We start from the raw sequence: 17021 nt of genomic DNA, 5'->3' as shown, positions 1-17021 counted from the left end.
GGCTCGGCTCTACAGGATTGGCCGCGACGGATCACATTGTAGAGTCGAGCCATGCTCGACTCCGCCATGCATCCATCCACGCATGGCATATCGACCAGGGGTAGTGCCGGCCGCTGGCCGGCAACCCATCGATCCTCAGTGCACCGTCACCGCTTCCACACCGGGAACGCCTGCGGCAACTGATGCCACAGCAGCGGGCCCGCACGCAGCTCCTGGTCGTTGAGCAGGCAGGCATCCAGCTCTGCGCGCACTGCGCGCTCATCCATGTGCACGCCGATCACCACCAGCTCCTGGCGGCGATCCCCCCACAACGGGTGCCACAGGCGTTGCATCGCCGAGTGCGCGGCCGCATCCGGGAAGTCTTCCGGCCCCGGCAACGGTGCGCTCCAGCAATCGGCCTGCTGCCGCGCCCAGCCCAGGTCGCTGTACGGCAGCGGCGTGGGCGGCAGCAACGGCGGCGTGTCCTCCAGCCCGGCACGCACGCGATCGCGAGCGGCGTACCAGAACCCCGCCGCCTGCGTCCGCGTCGCGGCACCTACGGTGTTCAGCTCGCCCACCCAGTCCATGCGGTTGGCCAGCCAGAACCAGCCCTTGCTGCGGATCACGCCCGGCATGCCCGACTGCAACGCGCGGGCGAAACGCGCGGGATGGAACGGTCGCCGCGAGCGGTAGACGAAACTGGCGATGCCGTACTCCTCGGTTTCCGGCGTGTGCTCGCCACGCAGCTCCTTTACCCAGCCCGGCGCACGTTGCGCACGCTCGAAGTCGAAGCGACCGGTGTCCAGCAGCTCGGCCAGCGGCACGTCACCGAAGCTGGACAGCAGCAGTTTCGCGTCGCGGTTCAGGCCACGCAGCACGGCCAGCGTGTCCTGCAGCACTTCGTCATCGGTCTGATCGACCTTGCTGACCACGATCACGTCGGCGAACTCGACCTGTTCGCACAGCAGGTCGACCACGCCGCGATCGTCATCCGGCCCAGCCTGCTGGCCACGCTCGGCCAGGCGCAGCGTCGAGCCGAAGTCGGCGAGGAACGCGCTGCCATCCACCACCGTCACCATCGTGTCCAGGCGCGCGATGTCACTCAGGCTGAAGCCCTGCTCGTCGCGTACCGCGAAGGTGGCCGCCACCGGCATCGGCTCACCGATGCCCGTCGACTCGATCAGCAGATAGTCATAGCGCCCCGCATCGGCCAGGCGCCGCACTTCCTGCAGCAGGTCATCGCGCAGCGTGCAGCAGATGCAGCCATTGCTGAACTCCACCAGCGTCTCTTCGGTGCGGCGCAGTTCGGCGCCGCCCTCGCGTACCAGCTGCGCATCGATGTTGACCTCGCTCATGTCGTTGACGATGACCGCCACACGCAGGCCCTCGCGGTTGCGCAGGATCTGGTTGAGCAGGGTGGTCTTGCCGGCCCCGAGGAAGCCGGACAGCACGGTGACCGGAAGGCGACGGTCGGCGCGGGAAACAGTGTTCATGTCGGAGCGGGTTGGCTGCGGAACGGAAATGTTACTGTATAACAATTACTGCGCAAGGAACCTCCCCCCATGAAGTCGCCTTCTGCCGCCCTGCTTGATGCCAGCGCGGTCGCCCTGTCCAGCCTGTGCCTGCTGCACTGCCTGGCGCTGCCCCTGCTTGCCGCCGCGCTGCCGCTGTTCGGCACGTGGGCCGAAGCGGAATGGGTGCATCTGCTGTTCGTGGCCATCGCCTTGCCGCTGACCGGCTACGCGCTGTGGCGGGCAGAACGCCGTCACCCGCTGCCCGTGCTGGCCTGGGCCACCGCCGGCGCCGGGCTCGGCCTGCTGCTGGCCGGCGCGTTGGCGCTGCCCTCGCACGACTGGGAAACACCGATGACGGTCACCGGCAGCCTACTGCTGGCCGCCACGCATATCTGGAACGCGCGACACCGCCACGGGTAGTGCCGGCCGCTGGCCGGCAACCTCATGAACGGGGAAGACAACCTGCAGTCGCCGGCCAGCGGCCGGCACTACCTGGTCATTTGCCGTAGCGGCGCAGCAGCTCGACCAGCACCTGGGCCTCGGCCGCCCGCTGCTGCGGGTCTTTGGCGCCCACCACGTGTTCCTGCAGGTGCTCGTGCAGCAGCTCCATCAGCAGGCTATGGGCGGCACCGCGCACGGCGGCAACCTGCACCAGCACGTCCGCACAGTCGCCGGCCTCACCCTCCGGCCTGTCCAGCGCCTGCTCCAACGCCGCCACCTGTCCGCCGATGCGGCGCACCCGGGTCAGCAACTGCTTTCGATGCTTGTGTACATGAGCCATGCCGGAATCATATACCCTATGGGGGTATCCACTCCACCGCTGGCCCCCATGCACCTGGACGCCCTTGCCGCCGCCCGTCGCCACGAACACCGCTTCGACGACGGCAACCCGCTGGCCGAACGCAATACCCGCCGCGCCCTGTGGCTCACCGTCAGCATGATGGTCGTGGAGATCGTCGGCGGCTGGTGGTTCAACTCCATGGCCGTGCTCGCCGACGGCTGGCACATGAGTTCGCATGCGCTGGCGCTCGGGCTCTCGGTGTTTGCGTACCGCTGCGCACGCCGCTACGCGCACGACCCGCGCTTCGCCTTCGGCACCTGGAAGATCGAGATCCTGGCCGGCTATACCAGCGCCATCGCCCTGCTCGGCGTGGCCGCGCTGATGGCCGTGCAGTCGCTGGAGCGGCTGTGGGTACCAGCACCGATCCACTACAACGAAGCCATCGCCATCGCGGCGGTCGGGCTGGGCGTGAACCTGCTGTGTGCCTGGTGGCTGCACGACAGCCCGGGCCACGCGCATCATCACCATGGCCATGACCACGGGCATGGCCACGAACACCACGACCACGGCCATGCGCACGGTCACGACCTCAACTTGCGCTCGGCCTACGTGCACGTGCTGGCCGACGCCGCCACCTCGGTGCTGGCCATCGTCGCCCTGCTCGGCGGCAAGCTGCTCGGCCTCACCTGGCTGGACCCGGTGATGGGCCTGGTCGGCGCCGTACTGGTCACGGTGTGGGCGGTCGGCCTGCTGCGCGACAGCGGCCGCATCCTGCTCGACGCGCAGATGGACGCGCCGGTGGTGGCCGAAGTACGCGAGGTGATCGAACAGGGCCCGTGGCCGGCACGCCTGGCCGACCTGCACGTCTGGCAGGTGGGTCGCGGCAAGTACGCGGTCAGCGCCAGCGTGGTCACCAGTGACGCCACGCTGGATGCCGATACCGTGCGCAACGCGCTGGCGATCCACGAAGAACTGGTGCATGTAACGGTGGAGATCCACCGCAGCGAGTGATGCACGCCAGGTAGTGCCGGCCGCTGGCCGGCAACCCCATGAACACCGCACGCCACCTGCAGTTGCCGGCCAGCGGCCGGCACTACCGCTAGAGCTTCAGCATCATCCGCAGCAGGTACATCAGCAGCGGCAGCGCGCTCAGCACCGCACCGCTGATGCCGATCCATGGCCAGCGCTCGCCACGCACGCGCGCGGCCACTGCCAGGCCGCCGCCCACCAAGGCCGCGCCCAGCACGCCCACGCCCAGCCCAGCGGCCATGCCATTGCCACCGGCAGCGACTGCCGCCTGCGCCGCCACGGTGCCTGCCCCCCACCCCACAGCAATCCCCAGCCAACTGGCCACGCCGCACCACGGTGCCTTGCCCTGCGCCATCCGAAAACCCCTGTGTCCTTGCCGAATTTCTGTACGGGCCACGCCCGCGTGCTGCCTACACTAGCCGCACCTGCCCTGTAGGGACATCCCATGCGCACGCTCCGCCTGCTGCTGCCCGGTGCCCTCCTGCTGCTCACTGCCTGCGGCGACGATGCGCGGCTTCCCTTCTCCGCCGACCCATTGCAGGGCTGCTTCGCCACCGGCGCGCGCAAGCCCGCCGACTTCCGCATCGACAAGGAAGGCGGCCAGTACTTCGTTTCCTTCAGCCGTGGCGAGCAGTGGCAGCGCGAACCGAACGCCCTGCACAAGGCCACGTCCAGCGAGATCAGCCGCTACTTCCGCGACGACGCCGACCAGATCGACAATGCCCTGATCCGCATGTCCGGCGGCTTCGGCATCTTCCACTTCAACAAGGGCGCGACGCTGAAGGGCAAGGCCAGCGACAGCGACTACATGGCGCTGATGCTGATCGGGGCTGGGCCGGTGTATGCGGTGAAGTGCGATTGAACTGTAGAGCCGAGCCCACGCTCGGCTACGTTTGCAGTAGATCCACGCCATGCGTGGATGCAGGCATGGTGGAGCCTAGGGCGGGCTCGGCTCTACAACAGCTGCGGTACCATGCCCTCCCCCGAACCGCCCCGGTACCCGCCGTGCCCCATTACACCGGCCCCCTGCTGACCCGCGACAGCGCCGATACCCTGCGCCGTGCCCATGACAAGGGCGCCGCCGACTGGCAGGGCTCGCTCGACCTCGGGCGCAGCCAGGACAGCGTGGCGCTCGATGCGGACGGCTTCCACTTCCGGGGCCAGCCCTATCCCTGGCCGGGCAAGCTGAAGGACCGCACGCTGTACTACTGGGATGGCGAGGACTTCGCGCCGATCTCGCGCTACAGCGGCTCGCTGATCAAGCTGGTGCCGACCGAATGGGGCGCACCGACCTTCGAGATCGACGGCATCAAGATGCTGCCGACCTCGAAGCTGTCGCCGTTCGAGGATGCACGCCGCAAGGTGGAGCTGGTCGCCCCGGCCGGCAAGGTCATCCTCGATACCTGCGGTGGCCTCGGCTACTTCGCTGCCTGTGCGCTGGAAGCCGGTGTCGGCCAGATCCGCTCGTTCGAGAAGAACGCCGATGTGATGTGGCTGCGCACGCTCAACCCGTGGTCGCCGGATCCGGACTCGGCTGCCGCCGGTGGCCGCCTGCAGTTCAGCCACGGTGACGTCTCGCAGCAGATCGAACAGGTGGCCAGCAACAGTGTCGACGCGATCCTGCACGACCCGCCGCGCTTCGGCATCGCCGGCGAGCTGTACTCACAGGTGTTCTACGACCACCTCGCCCGCGTGATCCGCAAGGGCGGCCGCCTGTTCCACTACACCGGTGCGCCGAACAAGCTGACCAGCGGCCGCGACGTGCCGCGCGAAGTGGCCAAGCGCCTGGAAAAGGCTGGTTTCAAGGTCGAACTGGCGCTGGACGGCGTGCTGGCCGTCAAGCGCTGAGCCTTACTCCGAATCGACCTTGGCCAGCTTCATCACCCACGCCGGCACCTCGGGCTCGCCAGCGTAGAAGTCCTTCGGCTTGTTCTCCGCCATCGCCCAGCGGTGCAGCCAGCTCGGGCCATAGCGGCCGTTGTAGCCTTCAGCACCCCGCGCATACGCGGGGTCACGCATCGCCTCGTCCAGCGAAATGAAGCGATAGCCGCGGCGCTTCGTGGCCGCCACCAGTTCGGCGAAGGTGGCCGCGTTGAGCTCATTGGCGTGCATCAGCCACACCTGCGGCAGCGCGTACCCCAGCAGCGCCTGCGACTGTTTCTCGTAATAGTCCAGCTTGTTCAGCATGTACGGCACGTAGCCCTTGCGCAGCTGCGCCAGCGTCGCCGCGCGCGCGGGCGAGTCCGCCTGCTCGTTCATCACGTTGGCGTAGGCGAACGCCCACACCCACTCACCGTTGTCCACCGTCACCGGTGCCACGCGGTAGCCATGCTGCTTGAAGAACACATCCATCTGCACGCGCTCATCCGCGGTGCGCCCGGCACGCAGGTAAGGGTGGCGCATCCACTGCGGCGCCTGCCCCTTCTCGGCCAGCAGCGGCCGCAGCACCGTCTCGCCGCGCAGGAAGTCCTGCTGGAACGCCGCCAGGCCCTTCGCATTCAGATCCATGTGCGAGTAGGTGTGGTTGCCCAGCACATAGCCGGCATCGCGCCAGTCGCGCAGCATCTGCACCCGCGCCGGCAGCACCTGTCCCTCCACCTCAAGCTTGTTCTCGTTGACGAAGCCGACCACCGGCACGCCTGCCTGGTGCAGCTGGGCCATCAACCCCTCATGCCGCGCCTGCAGATCCGGCGGCACGATCTGGTCCAGCCGTGCCCACGGCAGATCATCGATGGTCACCGCGATACGGCGGTCCACCTCGGCGGCATGCACCGCCAGCGACAACAGCAACAACGGCAACGCACGCAGCAACAAGCGCATCGGGTCTTCCCTGGAGTGGCGAGGCGTCGACTGTAGCGCGATTGCCGCGCGCCGCCGAGCGTGCTCAGCCCGCCCGGGCCCGCGCGATCGCACGCCACAGGGCAACGCCGCCGGCCATCGCGGCCAACAACAGCACCGTCAACACCAGCGCCAGATCATCCGGATTACGCAGCAGTGGCGCGTTCACCCGCGTCAGGATGTGGAACACCACGCGCTGCGCCTGCTCCAGCGGTACATCGCCCTCCGACACCAGCTCCACCAGGCACGCCGTGGGTGACAGCCGCGCCACATTACTCCACGCATCCTCGTACAGGTGCAGTACCCATCCGGCCAAAGCCAGTGCGCCACCGTGCAGCACCATAAGCGCCACGTTCGCCGTGCGCAGCCGATCGCGCAGCCACAGCGCACGGCTTGCGCAAACCGCCATGGCCCCCAGCAAGGCCAGCACCAGGCCTACCCATGGAATCCAGCCCAGGGGTTGCCAGTCATCCAGTGCGCCCGCACGCGCCATCACCTGTTCGGCAACCTGCAATCGCGCCTGCGCGTCCGGGCCCCCACAGGCCACCGTCACCGGCTCCAGCAACAGCTCCACGCGGTAATGGAAGAAGCCGGCAGCCAGCACCACAGACAGCAGCGCGACCCACTGGAGCATCAACAGGATCGGCCCCTGCCCACAGATGCGGCGGATTCGGGAAGTGGCGGCGCTCATCGGTTCATCCATGACAGCAAAGAGCCATCCTAACCAAGCGCTTCGCACGTGTCGGCTGGCGGATGCGACACGCACCACGCAGCGCCGTTACGATGACGAGGTTGATTGAATCCGTGTGTGCCAAGCAGGATGTTCCCGATGGTGATGCTGTATCTGGTGGTACGAACGCTGCTGCCACTGCTGGCGTTCGTGCTCGCATGGTGGCTGCTCTCGCGCCTGATCAATGCGCGCGTCGCCCGGATGCCACGCGTCCCGTTGAACCTGCCGGAGCACAGCAGCAGCCCCCGCAGGAAGGATCGACGCATCTACGCGCGCAAGCTGCGGCGCAAGCCGGGCCTGCGCACGGCAACCCGCGCCGCCACCGCACCCCGCAGCTGGCACGTCGCCGCGGCCATCCTCTCGCTGATGGCGCTGATCGCCACCGTGCTGGTCATCCCCGATGGCGCACGCTTCCAGGTGATGGTGGACAATCTCACCGGTTATGCGGGAACCGTCGTCGAGGCGCAGGTTCCCGTGGCCGCACAGCCCGTCGTGCTGGAGGCATGGCAACCCGCGCTCGCACAGCTGGGGCGGCCCACGGCGATGCGCTACCCGATCGGTCGCACCGGCGGTGAGCATGAAGCCCATGCGGTCGTGCCCGTGCAGGTCCGGCAGCAGGGCGACCGCCTGCAGGTGGCCATCGCGCTGCCGTTGGACACCGAAATGCTGCGTGCGGAACTGGCACGGCTGGCCGGGTTGCCAATCGAGGCCATTGACGTACAGCAACGCGGGGTTGCGCCATGGAGGGAGTCGGGCTGGCAGCCACTGCCCGGCCCTTAGCGCCGAGCCCATGCTCCGCTGCCCTTTGCCCCTTCTCCGGCTGGCACGCGCCCCGCGCGCCAGCCGAGCATCGGCTCGGCGCTACACCAGGCCCACAGCCAGCCTTTGAATCACGACCCACGCGGCAGCTTCGCCGCCCACATGTTGTCGACCAGGTTGGGATAGCGCCGCCCGTTCTCCTCGGCACGTTGCCGTGCCGCCGCCTTCTGCGCATCCGATAGCGGTTGCGATGTCTGGCCCTTGGGGTTGGGCTTCTTCCACGGGGGTGTTCTGGTCTGGCGCATGGCCGCAGCTTAGCGCTTCAGGAAGTTCAGCAGGGCCAGATTGAAGCGGTCGGCGTGGCTGGTGTTGCAGCCATGTGGCGCGCCTTCCAGGATCACCACTTCGCTACCTTTGATGGCCTTGTGGGTACGCTGGCCGGAACCCTCGAACGGCACGATGGCATCGCTGTCACCGTGCAGGATCAGCGTCGGCACCGTGATCTTCTTCAGGTCATCCCGGAAATCAGTGGTGGCGAACGCCTTCATGCAGCCCAGCGCCGCTGCCTGGTCGGATTGATGGCACAGTGCGATCGCCGCCTGGCGCGTCTCTTCGGTCACCATCAACTGGCCATTGGCGCTGAAGAAGTCGCGGGTGAAGCCGTCGAAGAACGCCTCGCGGTCCTTCTCCAATCCGCTGCGCATTTCATCGGCCTTGTCCTGGGTCAGCGGCCCCTCCGGGTTGTCGTCACTGCGCAGCAGGAACGGCGGCACCGCCGCAGCGAACACTACACTGTGCAGGCGATCCTGGCCGTGGTTGGCCACGTAGCGCGCCACCTCGCCACCGCCCATCGAGAAACCGACCAGGGTGACATCGCGCAGGTCACGTTCCTCGATCACCCCCGCCAGGTCTGCCGCCAGGGTGTCGTAGTCATAGCCGCCGGTCGGCTTGTCAGAGCGGCCAAAGCCGCGCCGGTCGTAGCTGATGACCCGATACTGGGCATCGCGCAGGATCGCCACCTGGGTCTTCCAGGCATCGGCGGACAACGGCCAGCCGTGGATCAGGATCACCGGGCGGCCGTCGCCACCGGTATCTTCAACATGCAGGCGGATGCGGGAAGCAGGCATGGGCGCTCCTGTGGAAGGGGAGGAGTGCAGGCTAGCGGCCGCGTCCTGTGGCAGCCGTGAGGGAATCACGCCCGCCCGTGACATCGCCTGCACATGCCGCAACGCGAAGCCGCACCGGCATTCGCGGCCTTCGCACCCCGCCTTCCCGGTTTCGTCGCAGCGCCGTACCGCCGTGGTCACCGGCATGTCAGCCTGCGCAGACCATCCCCGGGAGTCTTGCCATGCTGCTGCTCACCCTGCCCTTGCTGGCCGCCGGCCTCGCCGCCGCACCGTCGCCCGTCGATGACCTGCGCGAACAGATCCGCCAGGCCGACAGCCAGTTGTTCGCCGTCGCCTTCGAGGCCTGCGACGCCGACAAGGCCGCCGCGATGACCACCGAAGACATGGAGTTCTTCCATGACAAGGACGGCAAGTCGGCCAGCAACCGCGAGGATTTCCGCCGCAGCGTGGCCAACCTGTGCGACAACGCGCGCAAGGGCGGCTGGCGCCTGCGGCGCGAGCTGGTGGACTCCTCGCTGCAGGTATTCCCGCTGCACGACGAGCGGGCGCTGGAAATCGGCGACCACCGCTTCCACGAGCGCGGCAAGGACGGCGTGGAACGCTGGGTCGGCCAGGCCCGTTTCATCCAGGTCTGGCGCCGCGTGGACGGGCACTGGCTGGCCGAACGGGTGATCAGCTATGACCACCGGCCGGCGGACTGACCTTTCCGGCGCCCTTCACCGGCCGGATCTATACTGGCGGGGTTGACCCCGACCCACCGCTACCGTTCGATCGCCATGGCAGAGATCACCCCCAACCACCCCGACTACGGCCTCAACCAGCAGATCCGTCAGGGCGTGGCCGCACTGGACGCCCAGCATGGGCGTCCGTTCGACCAGACCAGCGAGCGCCTGACCGCCAGCCTGACCGTGCTCGCCCGCGAGCAGGGCCTGCAGCAGGTCGACCACGTGCTGGTCAGCAACGCCACGGCCCAGCACCCGGCCGGGCACAACGTCTTCGTGGTGCAGGGCGACCCGGCCAATCCGGCGCACCTGCGCGCGATGATGCCGACGGCCGTAGCGGCGCAGACGCCGGTGGAGCAGTCGATGCAGAAGTTGGGGTTGGCCCCGCAGCAGCCGGCCGTGGGATTAGTACCCGAACAGCAGGCCCGTGAGCAGGAGCAGCAGCAGAACCCGGCACACCGTCTGGGCTGAGCCGCCTCCAGCGTTGTTGGCGGAGCGGCGCAAGTCTCTGATCATTTTCCCGACAGAGGGTCCGCGTGGACCCGCAGCTGTGCCGGGTAATGCTGGAGCAAGAGGGTGGGCTGCACCGTGCGCACATCGAGACGGTAGCGGGCATCGGTTTCCATCGGCAGGGTGACGATGCTCAACCTGTATCGGCTGGCGTCCATCGATACCTGATGCGCGTAGCGCCAGTCTGCCGATGCATGCCATTCGGGGAGCGGCTGACCCAGACTGCGCGCCCTTGCCTGATAGACATCAGACGTTGCAACGTCCTGCCAGGCACCTGCGACCCAGCGCTGCAGGGACAGCTGGAAGGGGACATGAACAGTGTCCATGTCAGGCCCACTGTCAGGCCCGGGGCCATGTCGCTGCACCTCAAGATCCAGCACGTAGGGTCGCCCCGGATAGAAGTTGCGGGCATTCGTCTCGAACTCGAACCGCACCGCTTGGTCGGACTCGGCCACGTTGATCGGCTTGACCAGATCCAGCGGCTCCGGTGCATCCGGTATGCGGCTGCAGGCGCCGAGTGCACCCACCAGCGTGAAGACCAGGCCGACGCGCAGCCAGCGGTGGATACCCAGCATGATGAAGACCCTTTGGCGTCCTGCCATGAAGTACCTATCCTGGCGAGCGACCAGCGGCGCCGCAACCAGGCGATTGATTACTTTCCGGCGGGACGGGCGGCATGGATCCGCAAACGGGCCGAGTAATCCTGCAGTGCCTCGGTCCTCTGCACCGTGCGCACGTCCACGCGGTAGCGGGAGTCAATTTCCACTGGCAGAGCAACCAGGCTCAGCGTGTACTGGCCATCACTGCCCATGTGCGGCGACGTATACCGCCATTCGCCGGATGCATGCCATTCCGGAAGCTGCTCACCGGCATTGAGCACCCCGGCTTGATGGCTGTCGTAGGTGGGAACATCCTTCCAGGCATCAGCACGCCATTGCTGCAGGATCACCTCGAACGGGATCCGCATTGTGCCCACGTCAGGCTCGTCGGGCTTTCGCGTCTCTTGGCGCTGCAACTCCAGCTCCAGCGCATACGTGCGACCCGGGTGGAAGTTGCGGGCATTCGTCTCGAACTCGAACCGCACCGCTTGGCCAGACTGGGTCACGTTGATCGGCTTGACCAGATCCAGCGGCTCCGGTGCATCCGGTATGCGGCTGCAGGCGCCGAGTGCACCCACCAGCGTGAAGACCAGGCCGACGCGCAGCCAGCGGCGGATAGCCAGCATGATTCAGATCCTTTGGCTCCCTGCCATGGGCTTCAACCCTAGCGGGCAGCCTCTTGCACTGCAACCGGGCAAAGAAGAAGGCAGAGCCTGCGCCCTGCCTTCCTCATGCGACGCGCGACGGCGCGGGGCCTTGCGTCAGCGCCTTACAGCTGGATGCGCGCCACGCTCTCGTCAGCGCCCTTGTCATCCTTCTCGCCGTTCTTGATGCTCACGAACAGCACGTTGTTCTTCGCATCCAGCGCCAGGCTGTTCGGGTGGGTCGGCACCTTGTAGGTCGCCACCTTCTGGTAGCTGTCACTGTTGTACGCGGTAACCGTACCGGCTTCGCGGTTGGTCACGTACAGGCGCTTGCGCGGTGCATCCAGCAGGATGCCCAGCGGGCCGGCATCGGTCGGGATGCTGGCCAGTTCCCTGCCGGTACTGCGGTCCAGCACCAGCACGCGCTGGCCCGGATGCTTGCTGACCAGGCCGCTGCTCTTGGCCTGGTAGCCACGCAGGAATTCCGAGCCCTGGTCGGTCACGAACAGGCGCTTGCCGGCCGGGTCCAGCGCGATGTTCATCGGCTGCTCGGCAGCGATCCTGTGCTGCGCCACCACCTTGTTCGAATCGGTGCCCACCACCACCAGCTCGGCCAACAGGTTGCTGGTGTAGACGCGCTTGTTGGCGGCATCCAGCGCCAGGCCCGGTGCCTTGGCATTGCCCAGGCCATCGATGGTGTTGATCACCCTCAGCGTGGTGGTATCGATCACGAACAGCACGCTGCTCACGTCCGGCTGGCTGCTGTGGCCGGTCACGTACAGGCGGTTGGACGCGCTGTCGACCACCAGCTCGCGCAGGTCGTGGGTGTAGGCAGCCTTGCCGTCCTTGCCGGTCTTCTTCTCCATCAGCTGGATGGTGCCGACGGCCTTGTTCTGCGCGGTGTCGACCACGGTCACCGACAGGTCCACGGTGTTGCCCACGTACAGGCGGTTGTGGGCGTCATCCAGCACCACACCGAACGCCTTGCGCTCCAGCGGGATGCGGGTTTCCACGGCCAGCGTGGCCGGGTTCAGGCGCAGCACCTGGGCCGGGCCGGCGTCATCGCCGAAACCGCCGGAGGAGGCCACGAACACGGCGTTCTGCTTCGGGCTGTAGGCCAGCTCGTACAGGCCCTTGGCCACGGCCTGGCGCTGCACGGCGGCGGTGGCGCTGGCGGCGGGCGCATTGTCGGCGAATGCAGAAGGCGCGCCGAGGCTGAGCGAAACGGCAACGGCCAGGGCGGCCGAGCGGAAGAGAGGAGTACGGAACATGCGAGCGTCCTTGAATGGGCACGGGAAGGTGTCCTGGCTCGCTGGGCCGTACTGCGACGGCCCGACCTGCATCTGTCTGCGCGGGTGGGCTGGCTGGGGTTGCGGGGGAATGGTAGCAGGTGGGGGCGTGGCGTGCGTCTGCCTGGGCGTGGCAGACGTTCGACTTTGGAACCGCGTCCGCCGGCTATGCCATCCGTGGGCCGTGGCTCTGTTGCAGTTGCTGCTCTTCCTGCAGGTGCTGCACATCGCGCTGCGGCGGGTTCTGCTGCATCTGCGCCACCCGTTCGAACGAGGCCTCTACCGGTGCCTGCGCTGCCAGCTCCGCAGGCATGCTGGCGCGCTGGTGTGCCGGGTCACCGCGGTCCCCCTGCACGATGAACAGCTTCGGCGCGGTATCACCGCGCGGCTCGCCCAGCACCACTTCGTCCACGCGCGAGAACTGCTGCTCCTTCGACAGCGCGAGGAGGCTGGCACTGACATTGCCGTTGCGTGCACCGAAAGCGCCGAGGTCGGCCACCTGCTGGTGGATCTGGTTGAGGCGGGCATGATCCTCGTGCGCCGGGTCTGCGGGCGTGCCGCTTGCCGCGAGGGTGCTGTTGCCGCGCCACTGCTCGCCGTTCTCGGTGAACATCCACTCGCGGAACGTCTGCTTCGGCATCGGGTTCCACTGCACCCTGTCCAGCTCGCTGCCCTTCACCTGCTGCGGAATGGCGTTGACGGCGCGGATGTTGTCCAGGACCCTGGTGGCGCCCTCGTAGTTGGTGATCTCCCCGGCCAGCCCGACCGGGCGCAGGCCTGCGTGGTTCAGGGCACCCCAGGCGAAATCGGTGCAGGCGTTGGACAAGAAGTCGTAGTTCATGTCGAAGCCGTGCTTCTTCGGGTCTGCCGAGAACTCGAGGATGCGGTCGTACTGCGCCTTGCTGATCTCGATCGTGCGCTCGAAGCGGGGCTTGTCGTAGACCCGCAGATCCGTGTCATCGACTTTGCCCAGCGAAGGATTCGCACGGTCGTTCCCCATCGTGAATCCCCTGCTCACGGGTACCGGGTCATTTGATCGCGTCAGAGAAAGAAACATGTGCCCAGCAAATGACGGATCCAACAATCTCTTCTGGCCCGCGTCGCCCACATCGACTCTCGGCGTGCCGGGTGCGGCGAGATGAATCGTGACCGTATAGCGATCTGCTTCCTTGCTCATGTCCTACTTCCCTAGCGATTGATATCCAACAATAAGTTCGGCTTGGAGCCCTTCCAGCTGCGGACGTTCCTCCATCAGGTCGACTGTCAACCGATACCGGCCCGGCTCCAGCCAACCGACATCCGCGACCTGAAGTACCTGATACAGCATCTCACGCGAGTGCAGACCGGCTTGGATCAGTGCGCCCTCATCCAAGCTTGTATCGGACAGATATCGCACAACCTCATCTTCTGGAATTCTCTGTGAGTCGCGCCCGTCAGGAGTGCTCTGCCATAGCTGTACAGGACCAGGTGTGCCGCCATCAATCCGCTCCAGGCGCAATCGCGTGGGTGGCCTTCCCAGCCTGATCTTCTCCCACGCGTCCAGCAACGAGCGCCCGTTGGTATCCTGCAGCCGCAACCCAATGTTCAGGATCGGAATGGCCGGCTTCTGGGCTGCCGGCAAATCAAACGTGACCTCGGCAATCCGACCGGCCTTCTGCAACTGCACGGCCCGCGTGAACGGCACAACCGTGCGCGCCTCGGCCTGTGCGCGCGTCAGCAGGGGCGGCGCAACCTCAGGCGCTGGTGAGGCACGGCATGCCGCCAGCGCACCCAGCACCGCCAGTACCACCAGCCCCCGCCGCAGTGACCGCGTCATTGCTCCTTCAACCGCAGCGAATCGGCCACATCGGTCTTGGCCGCCACCTCGGTGGCGATGCTGGCGCGGCGGTGCCCTGGGTCGTTGCGGTCGCCCTGCACGATGAAGATGCTCTCGGCGGCATGACTGCTTTTTGTCGGCCGGCTGAGCAGCACGTGGTCCACGCGCGAGAGATTGTTCTGCTTGGCCAGCACCAGCAGGCTGGCGCTGATGCGCTGGCTGGCCGCATCGAACGGGCGGCCGTGCGCGGCGTCCAGTTCGGCCACTTTCTGGATCAGCTGCGAGAACAGGCGATGGTCCGGATGTGAGGGGTCCAGCAGCGTGCCGGCCACTTCAATCGGCGTCGGCGGCGGCTCATCGCTGGCACGGTCACCCTGGCGATGGTGCTCGGCCTCGTGCTCGGGCATCGCGTTGTGGGTTTCGGCATTCAGATCGCTGCCCGGGAAGGGCGCGGCGATGCACTGGATCTCTGGCAGGTTGAACAGCACCGCGAACTCGCCCAGGTTGCTGCCCCCATCCAGCGGCGCCGGCAGCAGATGCAGGCCGGCGTAGTGCAGGGCAGCCCAGACGAAATCGCTGCAGCGGTTGATGGTGGCCGGGCGATCCACATCGAACTCGAACTCGGCCGGTTCCTCGGCGAAATCACGCAGGCAGCCGTAGTGCTCTTCGGTGATTTCCAAGGTACGGCTGTAGTACGGGGCCAGATGCTCGTCGGCATCGTCGTGGCGCACCTGCGCGTACTGCACGCCGGTGGGGGCTTCGCCCGGCGCCTGGCGCGGTGGTGCGAAGCCGTAGCTGTGGGCCTCGTCGCCCGCAGCGACCTGCAGGTACATGTGGCCGCGCGGCGACATGCCCCCACTCTTCAGCGGGGTGCCGGGCGCGGCCAGATAAAGGGTTACGGTGTAGCGAGTTGCCTGCTCCATGCCTGCTCAGCCTTGTTGGGTGCTGCGGTCCTGGGCGGATGATGGCATAGGTGGGATGGGGGGCAGGTGGAGGGAGAGAGGACGCCGATCGCGATTTGCTGAATATGTGAGCCAGCGTGCAGTACCAGCGCCCCGAAAGCGCGCGGGTGGCGGCACTAGCCCATCTGCATGCCGCCGGACGTCTGGGTTGCCGCCTCGCGCTGCTGCGTTTCCTGACGGGTCTGCTCAGTCACTCGCGTGTCGATCTGCTGACTGCGGGCCAGCCCCTCCTCAAGGCTTTGCTGAGGCTGGTTCAGATCCACCATGGCCCTGAAGCCAGGCGTCGTGCCCATCACAAAGATCTTCTCTTCCTGCAGCACCACATCGCGCAGCTGTTGCGGCTGGTGGATGCCGTTCTCCCGCGCAGCGACCATCACTGACATCACCTGCGCATCGCTCACCTTATCAGGCAGCTCCGATCGCATACGGTCAAAGAGCTGCTGCGATTCCGGCGACAGTGCAGCCAAACGCTCCTGCGACGGCAGTTCGCCCTCCACCTCGGTCAACAGCTTCTGCAACGTGGTTTGCTTCTTGGGAAGGGGGTTCTCGTGCGTCGAATTGAGCTTGCTATCGGGGAACGGCTTGGGGATGCTCTTCAGCGCATCGATGTTCGGAAGCACCTTCATCGTCCCTTCGAAGTCGGGATTGGGCTTCTCCAGCTTGGGTCGCAGACCGGCCTGACCAAGGCCTGTCCACACGTAGTCGACACAGCTGTTCGACAAACCGTTGTAGTTGAGATTGAAACGGTCCTGATCGCGATTGACGCTCGCCTCGCCGTACGCCTTCAACTTGTCATATTGATCCTTGGTGATCTCGAGCGTGTAGGAGAACCGAGGGTTCTGATAGGTCTCGAATTCCCCCTTGACCACGTGCCCAGGCCCGGTGATCCCCGTCTTTATTGGTGAGAACCCATATCCGTCTTTCTTGTCACCATCGGCAACCATGAAGTAGGCATGGCCCGCCGAAGATGAGTGGGTCGTGCCATCCTTGCCTGCAACAGGTGTCCCCGGGGCAGCGAGGTAGACCGTGACGGTGTAGGGCCCCTTCTTGCCTTCCTGGGGTGCGGCTGCACTATTCGCTTGACTGTCCATAGTCCTATTTCACGTTGTAGTTGGCGACGAGAAGCTCGATGTTGAGATGTTCAACTTCCGGATTTGCCTGAAGGTTGGTCACCTTCAGCCGGTACTTACCGGCCGTCAGATCCCCGGAATCAGCACGGGCCACCTCGTACTCCCTGTAGGCCAGGGACATGTCATACTTTCCTGCATTGACCAGACTGTTCGAATCCGCGCCGACGGCGCTCCTGTATTCGTACACATCGCCCTTGGCCGGTTGATATCGGCTGCCCTGCCAGACAGCAGGCAGATCGCGATTCAATACCTGCAGTGCTATGGGTGTTTCGGTGTCCCCCTCCAGCTTCCACAGCTGCACCTTCAGGGGAATCCGGGCGCCTTCAAGGAAGTCGACATCGCCCGGCTTCATGTCCGGACGCTTGGCAGGCCCACCGGTACGGAATCCGATCAGGAACGTGCGAGGCTTGGGATCTTTCTCCCAAGGCGGTGGCAGTTCGAAACGCGCCTCTACCGTCGCACCTGCATGGACTAGGTCCATCGGCTTGGCGACGGGAAAACCATCGCCATACATCTGGGGTGCCTGGGCGCCGCAGCCACCCGCGAGCAGGGGCAGCAGTACCATCCATGGCCTCAGTAGCTGTCGCATCCA

General features: G+C 66.3%; 21 protein-coding genes. 7 read left to right on the top strand and 14 right to left on the bottom strand.

Annotation, left to right across the window (positions count from 1 at the left end):
- Nucleotides 1-146: 146 nt before the first annotated feature.
- A complete protein-coding gene (locus AC5P53_RS15835; RefSeq protein WP_014645761.1) occupies nt 147-1472 on the bottom strand; it encodes a GTP-binding protein in 1326 nt (441 codons plus the stop codon).
- Between the two features lie 69 nt (nt 1473-1541).
- On the opposite strand from AC5P53_RS15835, the gene AC5P53_RS15830 reads away from it, so the two are divergent.
- The gene (locus AC5P53_RS15830; RefSeq protein WP_046428559.1) at nt 1542-1913 is read left to right on the top strand and encodes a MerC domain-containing protein; all 372 of its coding nucleotides are present in this window, start codon (nt 1542-1544) and stop codon (nt 1911-1913) included.
- A 76-nt stretch (nt 1914-1989) separates the two neighbouring features.
- Here the strand turns inward: AC5P53_RS15830 and AC5P53_RS15825 are convergent, their stop codons facing one another.
- Nucleotides 1990-2274: a metal-sensing transcriptional repressor gene (locus AC5P53_RS15825; protein WP_241887237.1), complete on the bottom strand. Its 285-nt coding sequence runs from the start codon at nt 2272-2274 to the stop codon at nt 1990-1992.
- A 48-nt stretch (nt 2275-2322) separates the two neighbouring features.
- Between AC5P53_RS15825 and dmeF the strand changes: the two genes are divergently transcribed.
- Nucleotides 2323-3285: a CDF family Co(II)/Ni(II) efflux transporter DmeF gene (dmeF, locus tag AC5P53_RS15820; protein ID WP_046428557.1), complete on the top strand. Its 963-nt coding sequence runs from the start codon at nt 2323-2325 to the stop codon at nt 3283-3285.
- 88 nt (nt 3286-3373) lie between these two features.
- On the opposite strand, the gene AC5P53_RS15815 is transcribed toward dmeF, so the two are convergent.
- Entirely contained in the window at nt 3374-3658 is a 285-nt protein-coding gene (locus tag AC5P53_RS15815) for a hypothetical protein (protein WP_032961769.1), read from the bottom strand.
- A gap of 90 nt (nt 3659-3748) precedes the next feature.
- On the opposite strand from AC5P53_RS15815, the gene AC5P53_RS15810 reads away from it, so the two are divergent.
- Both AC5P53_RS15810 and AC5P53_RS15805 read left to right on the top strand, forming a co-directional pair.
- On the top strand, nt 3749-4165 hold the full coding sequence (locus tag AC5P53_RS15810) for a hypothetical protein (protein ID WP_075076834.1): 417 nt from the start codon (nt 3749-3751) through the stop codon (nt 4163-4165).
- A 65-nt stretch (nt 4166-4230) separates the two neighbouring features.
- Nucleotides 4231-5151 carry an MnmC family methyltransferase gene (locus AC5P53_RS15805; RefSeq protein ID WP_277878424.1) on the top strand — a complete coding sequence of 307 codons (921 nt, stop codon included), beginning with the start codon at nt 4231-4233 and terminating at the stop codon, nt 5149-5151.
- Nucleotides 5152-5154: 3 nt separating this feature from the next.
- Here the strand turns inward: AC5P53_RS15805 and AC5P53_RS15800 are convergent, their stop codons facing one another.
- Both AC5P53_RS15800 and AC5P53_RS15795 read right to left on the bottom strand, forming a co-directional pair.
- The gene (locus AC5P53_RS15800; protein ID WP_241887791.1) at nt 5155-6123 is read right to left on the bottom strand and encodes a polysaccharide deacetylase family protein; all 969 of its coding nucleotides are present in this window, start codon (nt 6121-6123) and stop codon (nt 5155-5157) included.
- A 64-nt stretch (nt 6124-6187) separates the two neighbouring features.
- Nucleotides 6188-6832, bottom strand: a complete 645-nt coding sequence (locus AC5P53_RS15795; protein ID WP_014645753.1) for a hypothetical protein — start codon at nt 6830-6832, stop codon at nt 6188-6190.
- A 138-nt stretch (nt 6833-6970) separates the two neighbouring features.
- Here AC5P53_RS15795 and AC5P53_RS15790 point away from each other — a divergent pair, with 138 nt between their 5' ends.
- Nucleotides 6971-7651, top strand: coding sequence for a hypothetical protein (locus AC5P53_RS15790; protein ID WP_241887790.1), 681 nt, complete (start codon nt 6971-6973; stop codon nt 7649-7651).
- 293 nt (nt 7652-7944) lie between these two features.
- Here AC5P53_RS15790 and AC5P53_RS15785 read toward each other — a convergent pair whose 3' ends face one another.
- Nucleotides 7945-8757 (bottom strand): alpha/beta fold hydrolase, encoded by an 813-nt coding sequence (locus AC5P53_RS15785; RefSeq protein ID WP_100449295.1) that lies wholly within the window; start codon nt 8755-8757, stop codon nt 7945-7947.
- A gap of 221 nt (nt 8758-8978) precedes the next feature.
- Between AC5P53_RS15785 and AC5P53_RS15780 the strand changes: the two genes are divergently transcribed.
- Together AC5P53_RS15780 and AC5P53_RS15775 are read left to right on the top strand one after the other, a co-directional pair.
- On the top strand, nt 8979-9458 hold the full coding sequence (locus AC5P53_RS15780) for a nuclear transport factor 2 family protein (RefSeq protein WP_241887789.1): 480 nt from the start codon (nt 8979-8981) through the stop codon (nt 9456-9458).
- 75 nt (nt 9459-9533) lie between these two features.
- Nucleotides 9534-9950: an XVIPCD domain-containing protein gene (locus tag AC5P53_RS15775; protein WP_241887788.1), complete on the top strand. Its 417-nt coding sequence runs from the start codon at nt 9534-9536 to the stop codon at nt 9948-9950.
- 41 nt (nt 9951-9991) lie between these two features.
- Here AC5P53_RS15775 and AC5P53_RS15770 read toward each other — a convergent pair whose 3' ends face one another.
- The 8 genes from AC5P53_RS15770 to AC5P53_RS15735 all read right to left on the bottom strand — a co-directional run bounded on the left by AC5P53_RS15770 (nt 9992) and on the right by AC5P53_RS15735 (nt 16994).
- Nucleotides 9992-10564, bottom strand: coding sequence for a hypothetical protein (locus tag AC5P53_RS15770; RefSeq protein WP_241887794.1), 573 nt, complete (start codon nt 10562-10564; stop codon nt 9992-9994).
- Nucleotides 10565-10641: 77 nt separating this feature from the next.
- Nucleotides 10642-11214 carry a hypothetical protein gene (locus AC5P53_RS15765; protein WP_241887787.1) on the bottom strand — a complete coding sequence of 191 codons (573 nt, stop codon included), beginning with the start codon at nt 11212-11214 and terminating at the stop codon, nt 10642-10644.
- Between the two features lie 143 nt (nt 11215-11357).
- Entirely contained in the window at nt 11358-12503 is a 1146-nt protein-coding gene (locus AC5P53_RS15760; protein ID WP_241887786.1) for a YncE family protein, read from the bottom strand.
- Between the two features lie 184 nt (nt 12504-12687).
- A complete protein-coding gene (locus tag AC5P53_RS15755; RefSeq protein WP_241887785.1) occupies nt 12688-13521 on the bottom strand; it encodes an XVIPCD domain-containing protein in 834 nt (277 codons plus the stop codon).
- 180 nt (nt 13522-13701) lie between these two features.
- Nucleotides 13702-14337: a hypothetical protein gene (locus AC5P53_RS15750; protein WP_495227462.1), complete on the bottom strand. Its 636-nt coding sequence runs from the start codon at nt 14335-14337 to the stop codon at nt 13702-13704.
- Nucleotides 14334-15260, bottom strand: a complete 927-nt coding sequence (locus AC5P53_RS15745) for an XVIPCD domain-containing protein (protein ID WP_241887783.1) — start codon at nt 15258-15260, stop codon at nt 14334-14336. Before AC5P53_RS15745 ends, AC5P53_RS15750 begins: the two co-directional genes overlap by 4 nt.
- A gap of 155 nt (nt 15261-15415) precedes the next feature.
- A complete protein-coding gene (locus AC5P53_RS15740; RefSeq protein WP_241887782.1) occupies nt 15416-16390 on the bottom strand; it encodes a Rad50 family protein in 975 nt (324 codons plus the stop codon).
- A gap of 4 nt (nt 16391-16394) precedes the next feature.
- A complete protein-coding gene (locus tag AC5P53_RS15735; RefSeq protein WP_241887781.1) occupies nt 16395-16994 on the bottom strand; it encodes a DUF5625 family protein in 600 nt (199 codons plus the stop codon).
- Between the last annotated feature and the right edge of the window lie 27 nt (nt 16995-17021).

The organism is Stenotrophomonas sp. YJH_SMC_82, from assembly GCF_059368875.1.
This window is presented reverse-complemented; position numbering and strand designations above follow the sequence as displayed.